The sequence below is a fragment of the Streptococcus sanguinis genome, from assembly GCF_019929145.1.
Lineage (GTDB): Bacteria > Bacillota > Bacilli > Lactobacillales > Streptococcaceae > Streptococcus > Streptococcus sanguinis_U.
The window spans coordinates 1-20,362 of the sequence record NZ_JAHZOW010000007.1 but is presented as its reverse complement, the minus strand read 5'-3'; the positions used below and the strand labels follow the sequence as shown (position 1 = coordinate 20,362).

Annotated in this window: 18 protein-coding genes; 3 read left to right on the top strand and 15 right to left on the bottom strand. The window is 41.8% G+C overall.

The window, feature by feature from the left end; translation table 11 throughout:
• Window positions 1–2 precede the first annotated feature (2 nt).
• The gene (locus K1I94_RS10860; protein ID WP_223315318.1) at window positions 3–878 is read left to right on the top strand and encodes a DUF975 family protein; all 876 of its coding nucleotides are present in this window, start codon (window positions 3–5) and stop codon (window positions 876–878) included.
• A gap of 17 nt (window positions 879–895) precedes the next feature.
• On the opposite strand, the gene K1I94_RS10855 is transcribed toward K1I94_RS10860, so the two are convergent.
• From K1I94_RS10855 to K1I94_RS10830, 6 genes are all read right to left on the bottom strand, one after another.
• Window positions 896–1,408, bottom strand: a complete 513-nt coding sequence (locus tag K1I94_RS10855; RefSeq protein ID WP_223315317.1) for a kinase — start codon at window positions 1,406–1,408, stop codon at window positions 896–898.
• A gap of 1 nt (window position 1,409) precedes the next feature.
• Window positions 1,410–1,847, bottom strand: coding sequence for a CoA-binding protein (locus K1I94_RS10850; RefSeq protein ID WP_223315316.1), 438 nt, complete (start codon window positions 1,845–1,847; stop codon window positions 1,410–1,412).
• A gap of 273 nt (window positions 1,848–2,120) precedes the next feature.
• Entirely contained in the window at window positions 2,121–4,763 is a 2,643-nt protein-coding gene (gene polA / locus K1I94_RS10845) for a DNA polymerase I (protein ID WP_223315325.1), read from the bottom strand.
• Window positions 4,764–6,004: 1,241 nt separating this feature from the next.
• Window positions 6,005–6,511 carry a hypothetical protein gene (locus K1I94_RS10840; protein WP_223315315.1) on the bottom strand — a complete coding sequence of 169 codons (507 nt, stop codon included), beginning with the start codon at window positions 6,509–6,511 and terminating at the stop codon, window positions 6,005–6,007.
• A gap of 12 nt (window positions 6,512–6,523) precedes the next feature.
• The gene (locus K1I94_RS10835) at window positions 6,524–9,025 is read right to left on the bottom strand and encodes a DNA cytosine methyltransferase (RefSeq protein ID WP_223315314.1); all 2,502 of its coding nucleotides are present in this window, start codon (window positions 9,023–9,025) and stop codon (window positions 6,524–6,526) included.
• Window positions 9,025–9,234: a helix-turn-helix domain-containing protein gene (locus K1I94_RS10830; protein ID WP_223315324.1), complete on the bottom strand. Its 210-nt coding sequence runs from the start codon at window positions 9,232–9,234 to the stop codon at window positions 9,025–9,027. Before K1I94_RS10830 ends, K1I94_RS10835 begins: the two co-directional genes overlap by 1 nt.
• Window positions 9,235–9,390: 156 nt before the next feature.
• Between K1I94_RS10830 and K1I94_RS10825 the strand changes: the two genes are divergently transcribed.
• Both K1I94_RS10825 and K1I94_RS10820 read left to right on the top strand, forming a co-directional pair.
• Entirely contained in the window at window positions 9,391–9,738 is a 348-nt protein-coding gene (locus K1I94_RS10825; protein WP_223315313.1) for a hypothetical protein, read from the top strand.
• Between the two features lie 358 nt (window positions 9,739–10,096).
• Window positions 10,097–10,573 (top strand): YcxB family protein, encoded by a 477-nt coding sequence (locus K1I94_RS10820; protein WP_223315312.1) that lies wholly within the window; start codon window positions 10,097–10,099, stop codon window positions 10,571–10,573.
• Between the two features lie 47 nt (window positions 10,574–10,620).
• On the opposite strand, the gene K1I94_RS10815 is transcribed toward K1I94_RS10820, so the two are convergent.
• The 9 genes from K1I94_RS10815 to K1I94_RS10775 all read right to left on the bottom strand — a co-directional run.
• The gene (locus K1I94_RS10815; protein WP_223315311.1) at window positions 10,621–11,235 is read right to left on the bottom strand and encodes an HAD-IA family hydrolase; all 615 of its coding nucleotides are present in this window, start codon (window positions 11,233–11,235) and stop codon (window positions 10,621–10,623) included.
• Window positions 11,232–12,509: an MATE family efflux transporter gene (locus tag K1I94_RS10810; RefSeq protein WP_223315310.1), complete on the bottom strand. Its 1,278-nt coding sequence runs from the start codon at window positions 12,507–12,509 to the stop codon at window positions 11,232–11,234. Before K1I94_RS10810 ends, K1I94_RS10815 begins: the two co-directional genes overlap by 4 nt.
• A 182-nt stretch (window positions 12,510–12,691) precedes the next feature.
• Window positions 12,692–13,627, bottom strand: a complete 936-nt coding sequence (locus tag K1I94_RS10805; RefSeq protein WP_223315309.1) for a YitT family protein — start codon at window positions 13,625–13,627, stop codon at window positions 12,692–12,694.
• On the bottom strand, window positions 13,614–15,368 hold the full coding sequence (gene aspS / locus K1I94_RS10800) for an aspartate--tRNA ligase (protein WP_223315308.1): 1,755 nt from the start codon (window positions 15,366–15,368) through the stop codon (window positions 13,614–13,616). Before aspS ends, K1I94_RS10805 begins: the two co-directional genes overlap by 14 nt.
• Window positions 15,369–15,537: 169 nt before the next feature.
• Window positions 15,538–15,750 carry a hypothetical protein gene (locus tag K1I94_RS10795; protein WP_002908242.1) on the bottom strand — a complete coding sequence of 71 codons (213 nt, stop codon included), beginning with the start codon at window positions 15,748–15,750 and terminating at the stop codon, window positions 15,538–15,540.
• 76 nt (window positions 15,751–15,826) lie between these two features.
• Window positions 15,827–16,189 carry a hypothetical protein gene (locus K1I94_RS10790; RefSeq protein WP_125347048.1) on the bottom strand — a complete coding sequence of 121 codons (363 nt, stop codon included), beginning with the start codon at window positions 16,187–16,189 and terminating at the stop codon, window positions 15,827–15,829.
• Window positions 16,190–16,294: 105 nt separating this feature from the next.
• Window positions 16,295–18,247: a hypothetical protein gene (locus tag K1I94_RS10785; RefSeq protein ID WP_223315307.1), complete on the bottom strand. Its 1,953-nt coding sequence runs from the start codon at window positions 18,245–18,247 to the stop codon at window positions 16,295–16,297.
• Window positions 18,248–18,250: 3 nt separating this feature from the next.
• The gene (locus K1I94_RS10780) at window positions 18,251–18,619 is read right to left on the bottom strand and encodes a hypothetical protein (protein ID WP_125341501.1); all 369 of its coding nucleotides are present in this window, start codon (window positions 18,617–18,619) and stop codon (window positions 18,251–18,253) included.
• 12 nt (window positions 18,620–18,631) lie between these two features.
• A partial coding sequence (locus tag K1I94_RS10775; protein ID WP_263281182.1) for an FtsK/SpoIIIE domain-containing protein occupies window positions 18,632–20,362 on the bottom strand: 1,731 nt, incomplete at its 5' end.

The following is a 20,362-nucleotide window of genomic DNA, read 5'->3' as shown; positions in this document are numbered from 1 at the left end:
TTATGAATCTAAGTCACATCAGAGCTCAGGCTCGTACCGTCCGCAGCCAAACGAGAGGGATTTTTCTTTTGTTTGCGGCCCCAACTCTTGTCAGTATCCTCAGCATCTTACTTTCCCTTAATGACAATCTAAGAGACTCCATTCCCAGCCTAACTTTTAGCCAGTCCATCTATCTTCTCATTAGCAAAAATCTTTTCCCGACAACAATTCAGTTTATCTTGACTTTGCTACTGCTTTCTGCCAGCTACACCATGATAAAGGTTCTTCGTAAGACAAAGGATGATGTCAACTTTTCAGATATAGGACATCTTTTTACGAGCAAGACTTTCACACCTGTCTTCAAGACGGTTTTACTCAAGCAGCTGCTGATTTTTCTTTGGAATATTCCTATGTTCTGCGGGAGTCTTCTAGCAATCTTTAACGCTTATAAAATCCTCTCTATTTCGGAAAAAATCCCAGCCCATACTGTAGTGATGGCTCAAAGTGCTGCAGGCCAGCAGATTCTTCAATACACCCCTGGTATGTTACTGGGAACCCTCTTGATATTCACTGGCTTAGGTATTGCCATCCCTCAGTACTATGCTTATGCTCAAGCAGAGTTCATCCTCTATGACCAGCTTGAGGCTGGGAGTTACCAGGGAGCTTTCTATGCTATCCGTCAAAGTCGGAAGCTAATGAAAGGCTATAAAGGAAAGCTTTTTATGCTTAATCTGAGCTTCATCGGCTGGAATTTATTGGCCAGATTAACTTACGGCTTGCTGAATGTTATAGTTCTCCCTTATACAGCGACTGCTTACATTCTCTTTTATGAAGAATTGAAAAAAGAAAACGCAATCTCACATAAAAACAACCCACAGGAACAGGACTCCTTGTCCTAAGCTTGTGAGTTGTTTTTTTATTTACTATTATATTCTGTCTTGTCCAGGGCAGAGCAGATTTTGTCAAAGGCTGCCTCTAGTGAATCCTCATCTGTGAAAAAGGCTTCCTCTTCCCAGCCCAAGAAGTCTCTGTCTTTCCCCCAGCGCTTCATGTCGGCTGGGGTAAATTCTTCTTGTTTAGCTCTGGTCTGATGGCGACGGACTGTTTCTTCAAAGGATAGGTCATAGTAGTAAGCAAAGACCCGCGGAGCGAAGATTTTTTTCAACCGTTCTAGCATCTGTCCATAAATGTCTGTCTCATAAAATCCTTCTACCAGAACCAGCAAATCATGTTCGTAGCCGAAGCGTGCCAATGTCTCTGTCAGGTCAATAGACAAATTCCCTGGCTCAACCTTTTCCTTGAGCATGTCCCGTCTAACCGTATCCTGCGATATCAGAAGAGTCCCTCGGCCGTAGTGAGTCTGCAGTTTCCCAGCGAGACTAGACTTGCCAGAGCCGAAATTTCCACGAATGATAACTAACTTGGCCATCTTATTCGCCCAAAATCAAGCGGGTATGCTCACGTTTAATACAGCGGTCCATGACAATGTCATCCCGACCAGCTGCCCGCAAAATCTGCTCAGCTTCTTCATTCTCCAAGCCCAACTGAGCCCAGAAAACCTTGGCATCCGACTGCAGAAAATCAAGTGCCACATCCGGCAAAAACTCACTGCGGCGATATACATCGACAATATCCACTGGAAAAGGAATGTCTTTGAGACTGGCATAAACAGTCTCACCAAAAATCTGACTGCCCGCTGCCCGAGGATTGACTGGGATAATGCGATAGCCCCGCTCCTGCATCTCCTTGGACACACGGTTGCTGGTCGTTTCTTCGCGGTCAGACAGTCCGACAACAGCAATCACTTTGCTGTTTTTCAAATAATGCTCGACGATGGCGTCGCTGGGATTTTGAAAATGATAAGTCATAGGCTTCCTCCTCATTCATAATAAAGCTGGATAGTTTTGTAGTATTTGCGTCTTAGCTGAATCCGGGCTAAACACCGTGTGAAAAAGACAAGCTTCCTTGCATTCATCGAATACTGTGTCAGCTTTCTATTTTCACTTTGTATTTCACGCCCTTGATATCTTAAACTGAACATGAGCTAAAACCTTGGAAAATAGATAATCCATTCTAGGAGCATCGCTCCTTCGTCCGAATTGCTAATTTTCAGTCGGTTTTGACGCTCTTTGTATCTTATCTTACTTCGCCTCGTACCAAGTTTGGCCGGCATTTTCATCAGCCACTAGTGGAACGGCCAGCTCAATCGCAGCCTCCATGGTTTCTTTCACTAGCTGGCGGACGGCTGTTAGCTCGTCAGCTGGCACTTCTAGCACGATTTCATCGTGAACCTGCAAGAGCATGCGAGACTTGAAATTTTTCTCTGTCAGAGCTCGATCCAGATTAATCATAGCGACTTTGAGAATGTCTGCGGCCGATCCTTGGATCGGGCTGTTAATGGCTGTGCGCTCCGCAAAATTTCGGATGTTAAAGTTGCGGGAATTGATGTCCGGCAAGGAGCGACGGCGATGGTAAATGGTCTCTACATAGCCCTTATCACGCGCTTCACGGACGATGGTTTCCATATAATTTTTGATTCCTGGGAAACGCTCAAAATAAGTCTGAATATAATCTTTGGCAGCCTTGCGAGAAATGCCCAGATTATTGGCCAGACCGAAGTCGGAAATGCCATAGACCACTCCGAAGTTGACAGCCTTGGCATTACGACGGTCATTAGGTGTCACATCCTCTGCCTTTTCAATACCAAAGACCCGCATGGCGGTAGCCGTATGAATATCTTCTCCATGCTGAAAGGCAGCAATCAAATGCTCGTCCTTAGAAATGTGAGCCAGCACCCTCAGCTCAATCTGGGAATAATCCGAGCTGAGAAGCACACTGTCTGCCCACTCCGGTACAAAGGCCTTGCGAATAAGACGCCCCTGCTCCAAACGAACGGGGATATTCTGCAGGTTCGGGTCAACCGAGGACAGGCGACCCGTCTGGGTCAAATCCTGAACATAGCGAGTGTGAATCTTGCCGTCAGCCGCAATCGCCTCCTGCAGTCCGATGATATAAGTGGACTGGAGCTTGCTGATTTGACGGTATTCCAGAATCTTAGACACAATCGGTGCTATCGGTGCTAAACGCTCTAACACATCCACCGCTGTCGAGTAGCCCGTCTTGGTCTTTTTGGTGTACTCCAGTGGCAGCCCCATATCCTCAAAGAGAATGGTTCCCAGCTGTTTCGGTGAGTTGATATTAAACTCCTGACCAGCCAGATCATAAATCTCCTGCGTTAGACTTTCCAGCGTCTTTTCATTTTCTGCCTGCATGCCCTGCAGGGTTTCCCGCTCAACCTTGATCCCCGCAATCTCCATCTTGGCTAAGACAAAGGCCAGCGGCTGCTCCATTTCAAGCAACAAATCCAGCTGATTGTGGGCGCGGAGCTGCTCTTGCATCGGTTCTTCTGTTTCCAACAGTACTTGAACCTTACGAGCCAGATGCTCAAAGAGCTGCTCTTGCTCCGGCAGAGCGCGCTTGGCTCCCTTGCCATAAACCTCATCATCCGTCGGCAGGATTGTTTGGCCGTAGAGGCGAGCAATAGTCGCCAGCTCATTATCCTCGACCGTCGAAAGCAGATACTTAGCTAGGCGCGCATCAAAGGATGCTGCTGGCAGTTCAATGCCGTAATGACTGAGCAGTACCTTGGTCCGCTTGAGGTCGTAGGTTTTCAGAGCTGTTTTTGTCAAAAACTCCTGAAAGAGAGGTTGCTGTAGTAAATCGCTGGAGCCGACATAAATCTGACGACTATCTCCCCAGGCAAGGCCGACAATCTCTTCCTTGTGGTAGTTGTCACCCAAGATTTCAAAATAGAAAAACTGCTCTGGTGCCAACATATCTGCTGTCACTTCAGTCACTTTGGTAAATTCAATTGGTTTGACTTCTACCGGCTCTTGACTAGTCCCTAGCTGAGCCTTTAGCTGCTTGAAGCCCATCTCGTCATAGAACTTGCTCAGGGTCTCTATCTGAGGACCCTTATAAACCAAATCATCCAGCCCGATTTCAATTGGAGCCTGAGTATTGATGGTGGCTAGGGTTTTAGATAAGAAAGCCTTGTCCTTGTCATTAATCAGATTTTCCTTCATCTTGGAAGCCTTGAGCTGGTCAATGTTTTCATAGAGATTTTCCAAAGAGCCATACTCCAAGAGGAGCTTGAGACCAGTCTTCTCACCGATCTTGGTCACTCCGGGGATATTATCCGACTGATCGCCCATCAGCGCCTTAAGGTCAATGAATTGCTCTGGCGTGATGCCCATCTTTTCCATGAGGTAGGCTGGGGTAAATTCCTCGAACTCGGCCACGCCTTTCTTAGAAATCTCCACTACGGTATTATCATCCGTCAGCTGAATCAAATCTTTATCGCCACTGACAATGGTCACATCGTAAGGCACAGCTGTCTTTTCAGCCATCTTGTCCAAGGTTCCGATGATGTCATCCGCCTCGTATTGAGGCAAATCATAGAAGTGAATGCCTAGGTGCTGCAGCATTTCACGGATAAAAGGCAGCTGCTCACGAAATTCATCCGGTGTCTTGGCCCGACCAGCCTTATAGTCGGCGTACATCTCGGTCCGGAAGGTCGTCTTGCCAGCATCAAAAGCTACCAGGACATGAGTCGGCTGCACGCGCTCCAAGAGATGATTGAGCATGAGGTGGAAGCCATAAATGGCATTGGTATGCAGGCCCGATGGACTCTTGAAACGGTCGATTTGATTATAAAGCGCAAAAAAAGCGCGAAAAGCAACGGACGAACCGTCGATTAATAATAATTTGTTCTTTTTTTCCATAGGTTTATTATCAACTACTAAACAATCGTATCTAGAGCATTCGCTATAATGAATGTCAATTTTATTAACAATAGAAGCAAAATCTAAATCACCAACCAAATTAAATTCATCTGTCTCTAAACCAGTATTTAAAACAAATCGATAATCATTGAAGTCATAAAAATCAGGTTCCGTCGAAGAAGTTAAATTCACCATAATTCGAGATGCTTTCGCTAACAAACAAATATACTGAAAATCTCTATCAATATAGATTGTTTGGTTATTTGGATGTGCCATGCTAAAGTGCTGATTAGGTGTAATCATAATAAGGTTCTCTAAATAATCGGCAATTTCAGGAAATTCTGATTGTGGAAAGATATGGTGTGCCTGGGTTGCTTTAACCTGTTCCGTAGTCTGACTAATTTCAGAGGTCCCATTAAGCCATTTATCATTAAATCGTCTAACTTGACGTTTCGCCTTATCGACTGCATATTTTGCAAAAGCTTTGGCTTGATGTTGCTCAGCAGTCAATTTATGCTCTGCTCTCGTTTCGGTCTTCTCTTTACCAGATAATTCGTCTCGCCAATTTATTCTATTATATTGCAGATCATTTAGTGTAATTCGATTTTTAGAAATCATCCCTTGAATAGTCCCCTGTTTCTTTAACTTGAAAGCAAGTGGATTCAAGATTTTTGTGAAAATTCGTCCACATTCTATATCGCCATTTATTGGAGTATTAGCGATAGTAAATTGAATAAATACATCACGCAATCGCTTGTAAGAATCCTTAGTTTGCTGTTCAAAGAACTGCTCAAATTCAGAATAAAGTCCACTATCTGATAACACTTTTTGAATATATAAGAAAAGAAAATTCAGGGCATTTGTTGGACGAAGTGCAATATACTCCAATAATTCGAAATTATTGACCTGATAAAAATAGCGAGCTCCTGTTTTTCGTACAGTTAGGATATGGCTATACCCAAATAGCTTAATTGGCTGACCAAAATACTTATCGTATTCATTGCTTGCCTTTTTAGACTCAGTATCAGGTTTGGTAAAAATTTCTAAAACATTATCTCTCGTATAGTCATTATGCCAAATATCGGAAACAGTAAATTCTTTGGATACATCGTCTTCGACATACTCTAATATACAGTCTGCAATAATTGAAAGGACATCGTAGGTACATTTCTGGTCTATCCATCGAGCATCATTAGTTTTTCGAATATCATAGTCAGATTGTGCTAAAAATTGTTCAATAGTCATAGATCAAAGCCTTCGTTAAATAGCATTATAAATTTACCAGCATTCCGTCCCTCATTTAACAACAAATTTTCTAAAATTTCGTGGACAAGTTCTTTTGAGGGAGGAATGACAAAATCACTATAACCACCTGTTTGTAAAACACCAAAATTATAGTCCGAAATTAAGTGGTTAATAAACTCATTTGAATTTATCCTAGCTATAATTCCATGAGTGGGACGGCCAGCAGAACTGGCATCACTTAAAGATTGAGACAGATTTCTTAAGCTTAACTCATCTTTAAGATAATGAATGCGACACTCTTTCGCCCATGCCCCGTCAACATAGTTACCTTCTATTTGTATTTCTATAGATTTATCATAATTCGAAAAAGGCGAACCATCATAATTCTGATAATGACGAGCATTAGTCAAAAATCCTAATACATAAACATACTCCTCCAGAGTTGCAAAAGAAATCCCAGAAATTCCCCACCGTGGATTGTTTGTGCTAAAATCAATTCTCATTTAATTCCTCCTTTATTTCAAAGCTCCGAACCAATAACTACTGGTCTTGTCAATATTCAATGAACGTGTTTGATAATTTCTAGCAATTTGGTAAAATTCCCTATACTCATTTGTCGAAAAATATGACCGCTGTCGTTCTGTTAACGAAATATTTTTCTTAGGAATAAGAATTGCCAACGATCCATTTGTTACGACACCAGTTGGTTTTTTCATAACCCTAGGTTTATAACTCATATTGGGAGTCAGATACACTGTTTCATCATTCAGATACTTAAATGTGGCCATTTTGCTTGCATTTTTTCGAGAAATATAAGCATCATAGTTTGGTATATCGATAATCTTTTTGCCATCATCACTAATATTTCGAGATTTCAAAACTCGAATATCATCATTATCATTTGACTGCAACTCAGAATTTGAATTTGTGATTTGCCTATCTCTAAAAACATCAAAAATTCCAAAATTCATCTTAGAAAATACTTCGTCAAATTGAGCATTACGATAAATTACCCAATACGGAAGGTCTTTTGAAAAGATGTAGCTCTTTTTCTGATGATAAGTTATATTTTTAGCCAGTGACCTAATCTTTACACTATTAGCCTTATCCTCAATAGTCTTAATTGCTAAGTTTATCGTTTCAATCAAAACACCTTTAAATCCTTTTTCTCCAAAATCTACTATGCTATAAACATCGTATTCCTCTAAAAATAACCGAGTTTTATAGTATTCAGGGGTATTTAGTATATTTTTGGGCATAATCATAGAAACATAATCAGCGGAACGAACAGCTTTTTCGAGGATAAATTCCGCAAGATTGGTTGATTCATCATTGAAATTGTATTTTTTATGGAGTAAGGATTCTTTAGCATTTAGTTTCGTAAAAGGAGGATTGCCAATAATTAAATCAACCCTATCATGTTCAAAAACCATATAGTCTGAATGAACATATTTAATATGAACGTTTGATGGAGTATTATTATCGTAAAGCAGTTTTAATAATTCAAGTACCTCTTTATCTACATCAACAACGGTCAAATCAATTTGTTTGTCTGCATATTTGTGAAAGATAAAGGGTAAAAAGTTACCTGAACCTACCGACGGTTCTATTATTGAAATGTTATTTTTTTCAAAATTAGGTAAATCTTCTAAAATTTCTTGAATAATGAATTTATTTGTAAAGTACGCTGAATTGTTTTGACGTTTGGAATTAGCCAATTCGATAATAGATGATAATGTTGAGAGTGAGAATTTATTTCTATTTTCCAATATGAATGACTTCAAAGACTCAAAATTATCTAACCTCTCATCGATAATTAACTTTTCTACATCAAATTCTGAAAGAGAGACTTTGCTCAGAAAGTCATTTATTTTTTTAGCGATATTTTGAAAAATTGCTGTTGGAACAGCTTCGCCAATACTTTGACGAATATTCATTTCCTCTTTTTTAGATAATTTCCTCTTCTCCTCATAGGTTAGATTATTTAACTCCTCCAAATCTCTATCAATCCATCTAAATTGGTCAGGAATTGTCATTAACCTCATTAACTCTCGAATAGAAAATACACGGTCTTGGGTAGGATGTACAGTGTTTTGACTAGCCATTTGGTCATTCCGAGTATGGATACAAGCAGCAACCTTGTCATAAACTTGGCGAGTATATTTATCTGAGTTTTTAGCCTGATTGATAACTAACTTACCATCAATAATTTTGTGAGGCTTCTTGGTATCATCTTCATTATCAAAAGCACTCTTCCCCTGTTCAACATCATGAATCCAAGAACGCATGTGTTCAGGATATGTCCTAAAACTATGGTAAAAGTCATAAGGACTGTACTGCCCCCATTCTAATTCCTCCATATCCCCAATAATCTCAAAGAGTGATTTTTCTTCTACATACTCTGGGAAGAGCTCACTTGGGACAATTTGATTAGCTAATTTTTTGTCAACACCAATAACTAGCGTCCGTGGTCGTGAAGAATTAGAACCATAGTTTTTAAAGTTGAGAATACGATGCTCGAAGATATAGTCATTCCCCAACTCCTCAGCAATCATATCTCCAATCGCCATAACCTCTCCATTTTTTGAAAGACATCCCGTTTTCCAAAATGCTGCAACATTCTCAAAAATAAAAAATCTCGGTTTGATAGTTTTTACAATTTCAACACTCTCGTTTACCAAACTATTTCGATTGATTTCATCAATTTTCTTCTTATGGTTAGCAACGCTCATACCCTGACATGGTGGAGTAGCAACAACAACATCTACTCGGTCATTACCCAACTTTTTCCATCTTTTAATTTCATTGTAAATTTTTTGTTTTGTGTCGTTTTCCTTAATATCACCGGAGATATACCCTGTCTCAAATTGACATTTTCGGTTATTTTTTTGAATAGCTAATCGGCGCTCCACGATTTCATTGGTAGCAATACATTCAAAATTCTCTAACTTAAAACCATAACATCCTACTCCAGCAGATGAAAATAAACTAATATATGTTGGTTTGTTTTTTATCATTATTCTTCCTCTCTCACGAACTCAACTACGTCTTCAATTTTACAATCTAATTCCTTACAAATCTTATCAATCATTCTCAAGCTAACAAATTTATTTTTTCCCATATTCGCAAGCGTTGCTGAATTCATTCCCGTTATATTTTTCAAGTCAGTCTTTGTCATACTTCTGTCTATAAGTAATTTCCAGAGCTTATTGTAAGTTATCGGCATAATCTTAATGTTTACTTTCTTAAAGGTTGTCTTTATTTTATTATAACACATTCGGTATACATTCCCTAAAATAAGACTAAACCAATAACCTCTTGACTCTTTCCCTCAATCGAGTTATCCTCTGAGAGCATCAACCTAACTCGAAAGGAGATTTTTATGGAAAAGTTAAAACAAGCACGATTCACTGGGTTAAAAAGTGCTGAACGACTTCAAGATATTTACCGTCAAACATACCTTGAACTGGAAGTTGGAGACAGGATTAAATTGTCTCATTTCAATAATTTCGAGGTGGACTGGAGACAAGTTGAGGAGGAAAAAAACATCGAAGCCTTTCACGATTTAGATGACGATAAAGTCCTACGACACACCTGCCAGCTTGAAGCTCCAGATGAAGTTAAAGCCCTACTGGACAAAATTGAACAAACCGAGTTCTCTTCAAATTACACTCAGGAGTTAATGGAACAGACTATTGAAATTTTGGCGACAGATATTCTTGGAAAGTAGGCAGAATACACTAAAACGACTGAGACTATCAGCCGTTTCTTTGCTTGCTTTAGGTGTTCCCATCGCTATTCGCTTCGAGTGAAATTTTATTGGCGGAGAACCGCCGTTTCTGGGATATTTCGTCAGGCGACTTATTATCTATTCTGGGTTATTTTTCAGGTCGGTTGGGTGGTATATTGGTAGATGAATAGATACTATAAATTCCAGCACTCAAACGGTTAGGCTGAGCCATAGACCAACAACTGAGCCAAAGCGAACCCTACCAGCCTTTCAGTGTTTACTAAGTTTTAATTCAAAATACTCAATTATATTAGAAAACAACCAACCAATACACCTTGATAAAAACTGGAGGTAAAAAATGTTTCCAATCCATATTACAACTCTTATGACTGAAGAAGTTTATAAAAGATTTTCATGGGCTATTCTCGTGCGACGAAAAGGATTTGTATTATACATAATCATACTGATAATCGGGCTGTTCACCTACGTAATGCTCGGCCCATTAGAGGAAAAGATAATATCTATCATATTGGCTCCCCCTATTTGCGCCTCTATGTACTATTTTGGCATGAATTATCAGATAAAGAGAGCCTATCAAAAAAATCCTTTATTTCAGAACATGGAGGTCACTCTGATATTTGACAGAGAGTCTTTTGTAGCTCAGAATAAACGTGGAGAATTTCACTATACCTATGATGATATTGTCAAAGTCATTATGACAAAGCAAGATTTTTATATCTTGATAGGAGAGAACACTGGTTTCGCAATTGAAAAAGAAAACTGTTCTCCCGAGGCTCTTGAGTTCTTGCTGGAACTTCACATTGAGCATATGTAAAAGAAAAAGCAGGCTAGACTGACAGTAGATTAGTTCTAGTCTGCTTTTTATCTTGTGAATAATCGCTTGATATCCACTAACTTCTCGATTTTCTGATTGATTTCTGGTCGGTAGTCACAGAAGTTAATGCTCTGGATGCCACTGTTGACTGCGACATCCACATCCAGGGTTCGGTCGCCGATATAGTAGGTTTCCTGCTTATCCAGGCCATATTTCGCGAGCAGATAGTCGACACCTTCTGGGTGGGGCTTGCGCTCAAAGCCGTTGGCTGTTGTGATGATTTCTATAAAATAATCATGAATTCCCAAGTCTTTTAAGATTTGATGGGCATTGAGTCCTTTGTGGGTATAGACGAACTGGGCAATGCCCTGCTCCTCAGCCCAGGCTAGTATCTCCGCAGCTCCTTCCATCAGATGGACCTGAGCATTCTTTTCCTTTAGACTTGCTCCACGGAAGGCATTCATCTCAGCAGCATCCAGCCCCTTCTCAGACGCTACTTTTTCCAAGAGCTTCTGGACAGAGTGCTTTAGGATATAGCTGTGAATACTCGCCCTGTCGAAGTCCAGACCATAGTGAGCATAGGTTTCCTCAATCCCTGCCAAAATAGCATCGTAGGAGTCCAGCAAGGTGCCGTCCAAATCCCAAATAAACGCTTTTGTCATGTGATTTCCCTCATTTTTCTGTCAAATAAAACCTTTAAAAATAGCCAGCGGAAGCCATTGTCCAAGAGCATCCCAGTCCAGACTCCCGGCAGACCCAAACCAAAGGTCACACCCAGCAAGTAACCGGCAATAATGCGAATCAGCCACATGCCAACAGTCGTGGCATAAAAGGGCAGTCTGGCATTCCCCAGCCCCTGCCAGATAGCTGTGTAAATCACGGTTCCCACTGCCATGGGAGTTCCCAGCAGGGAGAAAAGCATGACCGAAAGACTGGCTGTGATAGCTCCGCTATTGTCCGTATAGAGCAAGGTCAGCGGCCGACCAAAAGCAAAAATTCCTAGAGCCACGGGCAGCATGCAAGCAAAAGACAGCCAGAAGGTCCGCTGACGAATTAGACTGACCTCTTTCATATCTCCCTCACCTACTGCATGGCCTACCAGCATGACTGTTGCTGTTGCGACCCCAAAGATTGGCATATAATTAAACTGCGTCAGGACTTCACCGATGGCATTCCCCGCTACTGCGTCTGTCCCAAAGACGACCACAATGGCGATAATAACTACATCACCTGCCCGCATCATGAGCCGCTCTCCAGCAGCTGGCAGAGACAGGCGCAAGAGCTCTCCATCTAAGCCCCAGTGCCAGCGGATTGTGGACAAATCCAGCTCCCGCCAAAGAATCAGCACACCCACCAAACGAGCCAGAACCGTCCCCAACGCTACACCGATAATACCAAGCCGAAAGATGTAAATCCCCAGACCGGAAAAGAGGGCATTGAGGACATTGGTCAGAAGACTGACATACATGGGAAATCTAGGATTGCGCGTGACCCGCACTAAAGCTCCAAAAGAAGTCATCAAGCCTAGCAGAACAATAGTCCCACCAACCAGAGACAGATAAAGACCGCCTGCTTCAGCAACCGCCGTTTCTGTCCCCAGAAGATCCAGCATCTGCCTGCCAAAGAGCAGGGAAACGAGGCCTAGCAGAAGACTCAGAAGTAGCGTCAGCTTGATAGCCTCGGCTGTATGATAGGCCAAACGCTCCTTGTCTCCTTGAGCCAGAGTTTTGGAAATGAGACTGGAAATAGCAGCCCCCAGCGCGATAAAGATTGCCTGATAAATCGTAATGATGTTGCCGGCCACCGAGACACCAGAGATTGCAATCAGCCCAAGACTGGCCACCAGATAGCTGTCGACCATTCCCATGAGCATCTGCAAAAAGTTCTCCGCCATAGCCGGCAAAGCGATATTCATGATTTTTTTATAAGTCGTCATTGTCTGAAAATCTCCTGCATTTGTATATCCTTTCTTACTTGAGATTTCCATCCTCCATCATAGAGAATAGAAAGCGGTGGGACTATTGTCCTACCGCATATGAATCTCCTATCACAAAACCTCGTTTTAAGCACAAACTCCCACACTATACCGCTTCGCATTCCCAAACTCAATGAATATCTTCACTCCTCCACAAAGAGCCCCAAGATATGGACATTGTCTGCAACGGAGACAAAGGCAGCTGGATCTGTATGCTTCATGATTTGCTTAAATTCATTAAACTCAGCTCGGGTGATAACCGTCACCAGAACAGCTTTTTTCTCATGATTATAAGTTCCCTCGGCGCCATGGATTACTGTCGCCCCGCGATGCAGCTTATTGTGAATCTTATCAATCACCCTATCTGGATGGCTGGTGATAATCATAGCCTGCATGCGCTTCTGCTTGGTGAAGACAGCATCCGTAACTCGACTAGACACAAAAATAGTAATCATGGAGTATAGCGCATATTCCCAGCCGAAGGTCAGACCCGCAATCAGCATAATAATCCCATTGACAATCAAAGAAATATGGCCAACATTCCGACCTGTTTTCTTGCGAATGGTCAGACTGACAATATCAGTCCCACCGCTGGAAATACTGGACTTAAGGGCAAAGCCAATCCCCGCTCCCATGACTACACCGCCAAAAAGGGCGTTGATAATAGGATTATCAGTCAAGGTCACTTCCGGCACAAACTGGATAAAGAGCGAGCTCATCGTAACCGTGATAAAGGTAAAAATGGTAAACTTATGCCCAATCTGGTACCAGGCCAGGATCATCAGCGGAATATTGATGGCGTAAAAAGTCACAGAAACCGGAATGGTGAAACCTAAGAAACGAGTACTGAGGGCTGTAATAACCTGCGCCAGACCAGTCGCCCCGCTGGAATAAACATGCCCCGGCTGAAAGAAGAAATTGACTGCGACAGCCGACAAAAAGCCATAGACAAGAGAGGCAGAAATCTTCTCATCGTACTTCTCACGCGAGATACTCTTTAAAGACCGCAAAATCTTAAAATTATAAGCAAACCTGCGGACATAATAGCGAAAGAGTTTGTAAAAATTAGTCTTCTTCATGTGCTTCCACTTGTAAACTTAATTCCTCTAGTTGAGCTACCGACACTGGACTAGGTGCCTGTGTCATTGGATCAGAAGCCTTATTGTTTTTCGGAAAGGCGATGACTTCGCGGATATTTTCTTCACCAGCCAAGAGCATCACAAAGCGGTCCAAGCCCAAAGCCAAACCACCATGCGGTGGAAAACCATAGTCCATAGCCTCCAGAAGGAAGCCAAACTGCTCGGCAGCTTCTTGAGCCGAGAAGCCAAGCGCCTTGAACATCCGCTCCTGCAAGTCTTTCTGGTTGATCCGAAGACTGCCGCCACCTAACTCATAACCATTGAGGACGATATCATAGGCCACAGCCCTTACCTTGCTGAGGTCGCCTTCCAGCTCTTGCTCAGAATCTTTCTGAGGCAGGGTGAAAGGATGATGGGCACTCATGTAGCGGCCCTCTTCTTCTGACCATTCAAACATGGGCCAGTCCACTACCCAAAGGTAGTTAAATGTATCAGGGTCAATCAGGTCCAGCTCTTTGGCCAAGCGTACACGAAGAGCTCCCAAAGCAGCATTTGCCACTTCCAAAGTATCAGCCACAAAGAGAACTAGGTCATTATTTTCAAGCTGTAAAGCTTCTGTCAACGGACTTGTCAAGTTTGTCAAGAACTTAGCAATGGGACCAGCCAGCTCACTATCAGCCACTTTCACCCAAGCAAGACCTTTAGCACCATGCTGTTTTGCTTGCTCTGTCAGCTTGTCTATATCCTTGCGAGAGTATTTATCTGCAGCATTTTTCACCACGATAGCTTTGACAGCTGGAGCTTCTGAAAAGACCTTGAAGTCAACTCCCTTGACAAGCTCTGTCAAGTCCTGCAACAACATCTCAAAACGAGTATCAGGCTTATCAACCCCATAAAGAGCCATGGCATCATCATACTTCATACGAGGGAAAGGCAGAGAAACATCAATACCTTTGGTCTCTTTCATGACACGAGCAATCAAGCCTTCTGTAATGTCCTGAATCTCCTGATCAGACAAGAAAGAAGTCTCCAAGTCCACCTGAGTAAACTCTGGCTGACGGTCACCACGCAAGTCCTCGTCACGGAAGCATTTAACAATCTGGTAATAACGGTCAAAACCAGCGTTCATCAAGAGCTGCTTGGTAATCTGCGGACTTTGTGGCAGAGCGTAAAAATGCCCCTGATGAACCCGACTAGGCACCAAGTAATCACGCGCTCCTTCTGGCGTTGACTTGGACAAAAATGGTGTCTCTACATCAAGGAACTCCAGCTCATCTAGATAGTTGCGGATAGAGTGAGTCACCTTGGCACGGAGCTTGAAGTTCTCCAGCATCTCTGGCCGGCGCAAGTCCAGATAACGGTAGCGCAAACGCGTATCGTCATTCACCTCGATGCCGTCTTTGATTTCAAAAGGCGTCGTCTTGGCTGTATTTAAGACAGTCAGGCTTTCCACATGTAGCTCCACGCTTCCTGTCGCCAGCTTGTCATTGGCCTGCTCACGCGCAGCTACCTTACCTGTCACCTCCAGAACATACTCACTGCGCAAACTTTCTGCGGTCGCCATGACCTCAGCAGCCACAGTCTCAGGATTGATGACCAGCTGCATAATGCCTTCGCGGTCGCGCAAATCAATGAAAATCAGACCGCCCAAATCCCGACGGCGGGCTACCCAGCCCTTCAAAGTGACTTCCTGACCAACATGCTCCTTGCGAACACGCCCAGCATACATAGAACGTTTCATCTTTACTCTCCAAATTTTTAATTCTGTTACTATTTTACCACAAAGCGCCTAAGAAAGCCCTTCTGTCCGTTCTTTTTCTGAAAAATATTAAAGCTCCGCATGACTAAGGCTGACAGTTATGACAAAAGGCCTGAGTCAAAGACCCCAGACCTACTGTCAGCTCTATAGATTATTCCTTTTTCTTGCTATCCTCATAGAGACTGGGCGCAAATGCTTTTGTCACCATGGCCGTCAAAAAGCGAAAACCTCCCGCTGCCAGACCAAAAATCGGCGCCAAAGCACGGAAGAAAAAATCCCCCCGCATAAAATAACAAAGCAGACCAGTAATCACAAAGATAGCCAAGCCCTGTACCACAACCACTAATAGTATTTTCTTCATCATTCCCTCGACTTTCTATAGACTATTATAGCATAAGGGAGAGGAGAAACTATCCTAAGGAGTAATAAATGCAGAATGATTAAGAAGGAAAGTCATTATATAGGTCTATTTGTTTTTGAGTATAATGTTTCTTTGTGTTCATATCTGCATCGGTTAGACCATTGGAGTATTCCTGCAGTGCTCCTCCATCTATCACACGCCCCATCTCAGTATCTATTCTAGTAAATTCATCAGCCACCGCATTCAAATATTCATCGAATGATTCAACGACCGGAACTAAATCTTTCGTTAGTGCTTTCACCTCATTTGTAGCTGAGGAAAAATTAGCAGTTGCAGAAGATTCAATTAAGCTAGAGCTTTTGTCCTCAAGTCGACCACTCATATCTTCAAAGCTATGCTCAATCCCTTTAATATGTTCTGGTAATATCCGTTTTCGTCCCATTATTTTATTTTCCTTTCTTGTACAAATTTCAAAAATCTTTGATTATTTTAGCTTTATAATAGCGTAAAAACTCTTCTTCATTCTGAATCACATAGACATTTCAACTCAATCAAAAACAGGGAAAGGATATTTTTGCTCAAGGTATTGTATAAATGCTTCTCCATCACTTCCCCTTTTTAGAGGAACATCCGTAGCTCTTATAGCTTCCCATAATTCTATGACTTGCTCTTTACTCATATCTTCTAGTTTGAGCTTAGAATTTTCATCACCGGTTACATATTGTACTATCTCGTTACTAAAGCGAGATTGAATTCGCTCTTTATACGTTTTCATTTGTTCTTCGTTTAGCATTCCTGACACACCTTTATCATTCAATTCTGCCAATCTCAAAGTTGTTTCAAGGCGATAGAATCCAGAACCTGATAATTTATCTGACTTACGATCATTAAGAACTGTTCCTCCTTCACCAATCAGAGTGTTTTTGAGTCTTTGAATTTCTTTTGCTTCGTTTTTATCAATCTTATTAAACGTAGTGGCAATTTTCGCTACCGAGCCAACTCCCAGTTTGTATCCTTTGTTACCTTCAGGTGATGATGCTATCATACCACCTGTATCACCTGATGTCACCGACCTCAGCAATCCTAGCCCCACTGACACCGAACTATTAGGAGTAGAAACCATCATAGTACCTATCGTTAAATCTCTCAAAAGTTCAACAACCGCTTGCTTTTTATTGCTGTCAATTTCTTGTATATTTGTTTCAGCCTCTTGTGCTCTAGCGCTATTGTTACCTGGAGCAATTGAAATTACTCGTTTTCTATAACCAACTCCATCTTCAGGTTTTTTTCCAATTGTATCCCAACCTGGATAATCCACGGCTTCTATACCCGAAACTAATCCTTTTGTATAATATACTAAATCTTTATCTTGAAAACCAAACTTAATTATCTGAGGATCATCTATCTTTTCATTTGTACCAGGCGGAGTATAAAGTTTCCTACTGAATTTTGTTTTATATAAATCATCTGTCAGTCTTATTAATATGTTAATGCTGTCTTCTTTCTTGAATAATGCAAAATCCATTTTTTTATAATCACTATCATTTGCATAATATGCATTCAACATTTCATTTTGATGAGTTTCACCTAAAGCAATTGCAGCTGTATTTATATCATCAAGCCATCTCTGACTATCACCGTATGACATCTCCCCAAAAGGACCGAAAAAGTCATCTAATTTTTTTGTGTCCTCATTTGAAATCCAAAGAGCTATTCCTGTTGCCATAATATACTTGATTTCCATACGTACATTTTCAACGTTTGCTTTTGCAATCTGTTTTTGATTATCACCATAAACAGAGTCTAAGGCGATAGCTTCGTCTGAATTTTGAAGACCGGTGACTGGATTTACATAAACACCTTGAGCTATCATATTAAACACAGCCTTTGGTGAAAAATTCAGCGTGATTTGCGCCTGACTAACAGTCCCCTTTAAAGCTGAAATGGTTCCAATTACTTGCTGTAAATTTGTGTTAAAGGTATCATGTGCTGCTTGAAAAGGTGTGTGAGTATTAAGACGAGCAGTAGCTGCATCTTCTAATCCATTTGTAGCATCATTTGTGATATTAGAAATATCTATAGCTCCCTCACCTAAAACTTTGGCAGCAGTATCCAATGCTGTTTGTAAATTCTTATCAACAGTTAGAACGTTTTCCTTTTGGTCACCTGTTAATTTTGTCCGAACATCACTATTACCTGATTCGCTAGTCCAAGCTTCTTTACCAAAACCTATACCACTAATAGACGATGAAAAACCTTCAACAATTTTCGCATAATTCCCTAAAGCTTCCGGAATTTGATCAAATATCTGACTTTGTAAATCATTCAAGCTTTGTAAAAAAGAACTAATTGCTATACCCTCTGATCCTTCAATTTTATTATTGAACGCTCGAGCAGTATCATTTGTTGCGGTATCTAAAGCTTTTGAAAACTGACTAATAGATTCACTATATTGTTCTATTCCTGGTAGGTTATGTACCTTAATAACGTCATCACTCATTAGTTAATCCTCCTTTGTATTAGCAATCTCTCTACTCAAGGCATTCATGCCTGAACGTAATCCTGCTGCATCTAATTTTAAACTATCAATTTTCGTTTGCAATTTTGTCATCATATCTGTTTTTTGTGTTTCATATTTCGTTGATGTATCAGTTAACAGTTTTTGCTCATTAGTTGCTTCTTCACCATACGGTTTCCCTGCCAAATTATAGGTTGCTTTAATTGACTCTTCATCATTTAATAGATAAGTGATTTTTGTAGAAGTAGCTGAAAGTCCTTCTAAGGCACTTTGTAATTCAATAATTTTCCCAGTTATTGTTTCGAAATCTCCTGATAATTTATTTAACTGAGCCAGTAGTAACGCTTTCCCCATTTTATTCCCTTTCTATATCATTAATGCTTTCATTTTACTTGCTAATCCGTCTGCTACATAGTAGTGCTCTTGCTCTTCTAACTGTGGTTCGCGGATAGGTTTGTTTGTGACAGTTAGAATATTCTGATCCGTCAATCTCATTGAGACAATAGCTTGTTTATAGTTTCTAATTGTCTTAGAAACAACATCTATTTGCTTATACAGCTGGCTGCCACTCATCGAAACAGAAGCATAGCCAGCTCGCAGTCCTTTTTCCAGAATGTAATTGAGAGAGGTCTGGTCATCAAGACTCAACTCACCCATTAATTCCAGTTGATTAAATAGAATGACAGTTGCTTCATGCTGATTGTTGCGCTTTTCCAAGCGCGCCTTGACATTTTCTTCCATTGCAACAATTCCAGTCTGATATTCTTCTGGACTAGCAAGAATCGTCACACCTTCCATCTCAGGCAAATTATGATACTTCGGTGCCAATACAATCACCTTCTGCTTGCCTCGCGCAATCTGCTCAGTCAAAGCACTCATCTGCTCTTCCTTATCTGTTAAGTAGAGAAGATTGCCCTTAGAGAGGTTCCAAGTAATTGGTTCAACCGTCTCCATGTCCAATCCTAGTGGTACCAAGCCCTGCTTATAAGCTGCTTGGACACTAGCCCGGCTATAGAAGTCCGCCTCCGTCAACTCCTCTGGCACCATCGGAATGGCACTTGGTCGCTGTCCGGTCCAAGCTTCTTGGAGAGAAGCGACTTCTTGACGAAGGTTGTTGAGGACTTGCGCATCATTAGCACCCTCTACTGGCAAAGCCAGCTGGATAACATCAACCTCGTCACGCTTCATGAGTGCCCGACCCTTGATGTCTTCCATGGTTTTCGCAAGCGGGGTAGAGCCCACGATAGAGCGTACTTCTCCCACATCATTCTGCGGAAGACTCAGCTGGTGCTTGAAGTTGGCATAGAACTGCGCCCGAAGGTTGGACTGACGGCCCGCTGTTACCAAGAGGTGAACACCGATGCTAAGACCTTCGCGAGAGATCCGCACCAAGAGCTTGAAGAGCTCCGCTTCATAGGCCTCTTCTTTCATGGACTCATAGCTGTCCAGTAAGATGACAATCGCCGGCTCTTGCTGACCGCTAGCCTGACGGTAGAGCTCCAAGGTCCCAACACCGTAGTCAGACAAGAGCTTCTTACGCCGGTTGAGCTCCCGCTCCATGATGCGGACAAACTTGGCAATCTTCTCCGTCTGATCCAAAAGCAGGGTATCGGCTACCTGCGGTAATTGGCCCAGCGGTGCCAGACCATTGGTCCCGAAGTCCATCAAGTAGAGCGTGACATCTTTGGGACTGAACTTGCGAGCCAAATCCATCGTCAAAGTTTGAATAAAAGTAGACTTACCTGTTAAAGGACCGCCGAAAAGAGCAATGTTCCCATCTTCATTAAAATCATGTTCTAATGTGTATTGAGCTTGTTGACTTGGTATATCCACATAACCAATTACTGCTTTTAAAGGTCGGTTCTTATGTGACCAAAATTCTTTGAAATCTCCCCTACGTAAATCTGTTGAATAGATTCTATCTTTAAGCGGCGGCAGCCATGGCTGTGGTACTGGCGGGATCTGCTGGCTCTCTGTCAGTAGTTGGATCTGACTAACAATGGCCTCCAGCTCTGTCGGCACTTCCTTGATATCCTCGGCTAAGTCAAGTCCTGACAGGTCTTGATTGAGCACTTCGTATTGGCCTAGGTCGTTGAT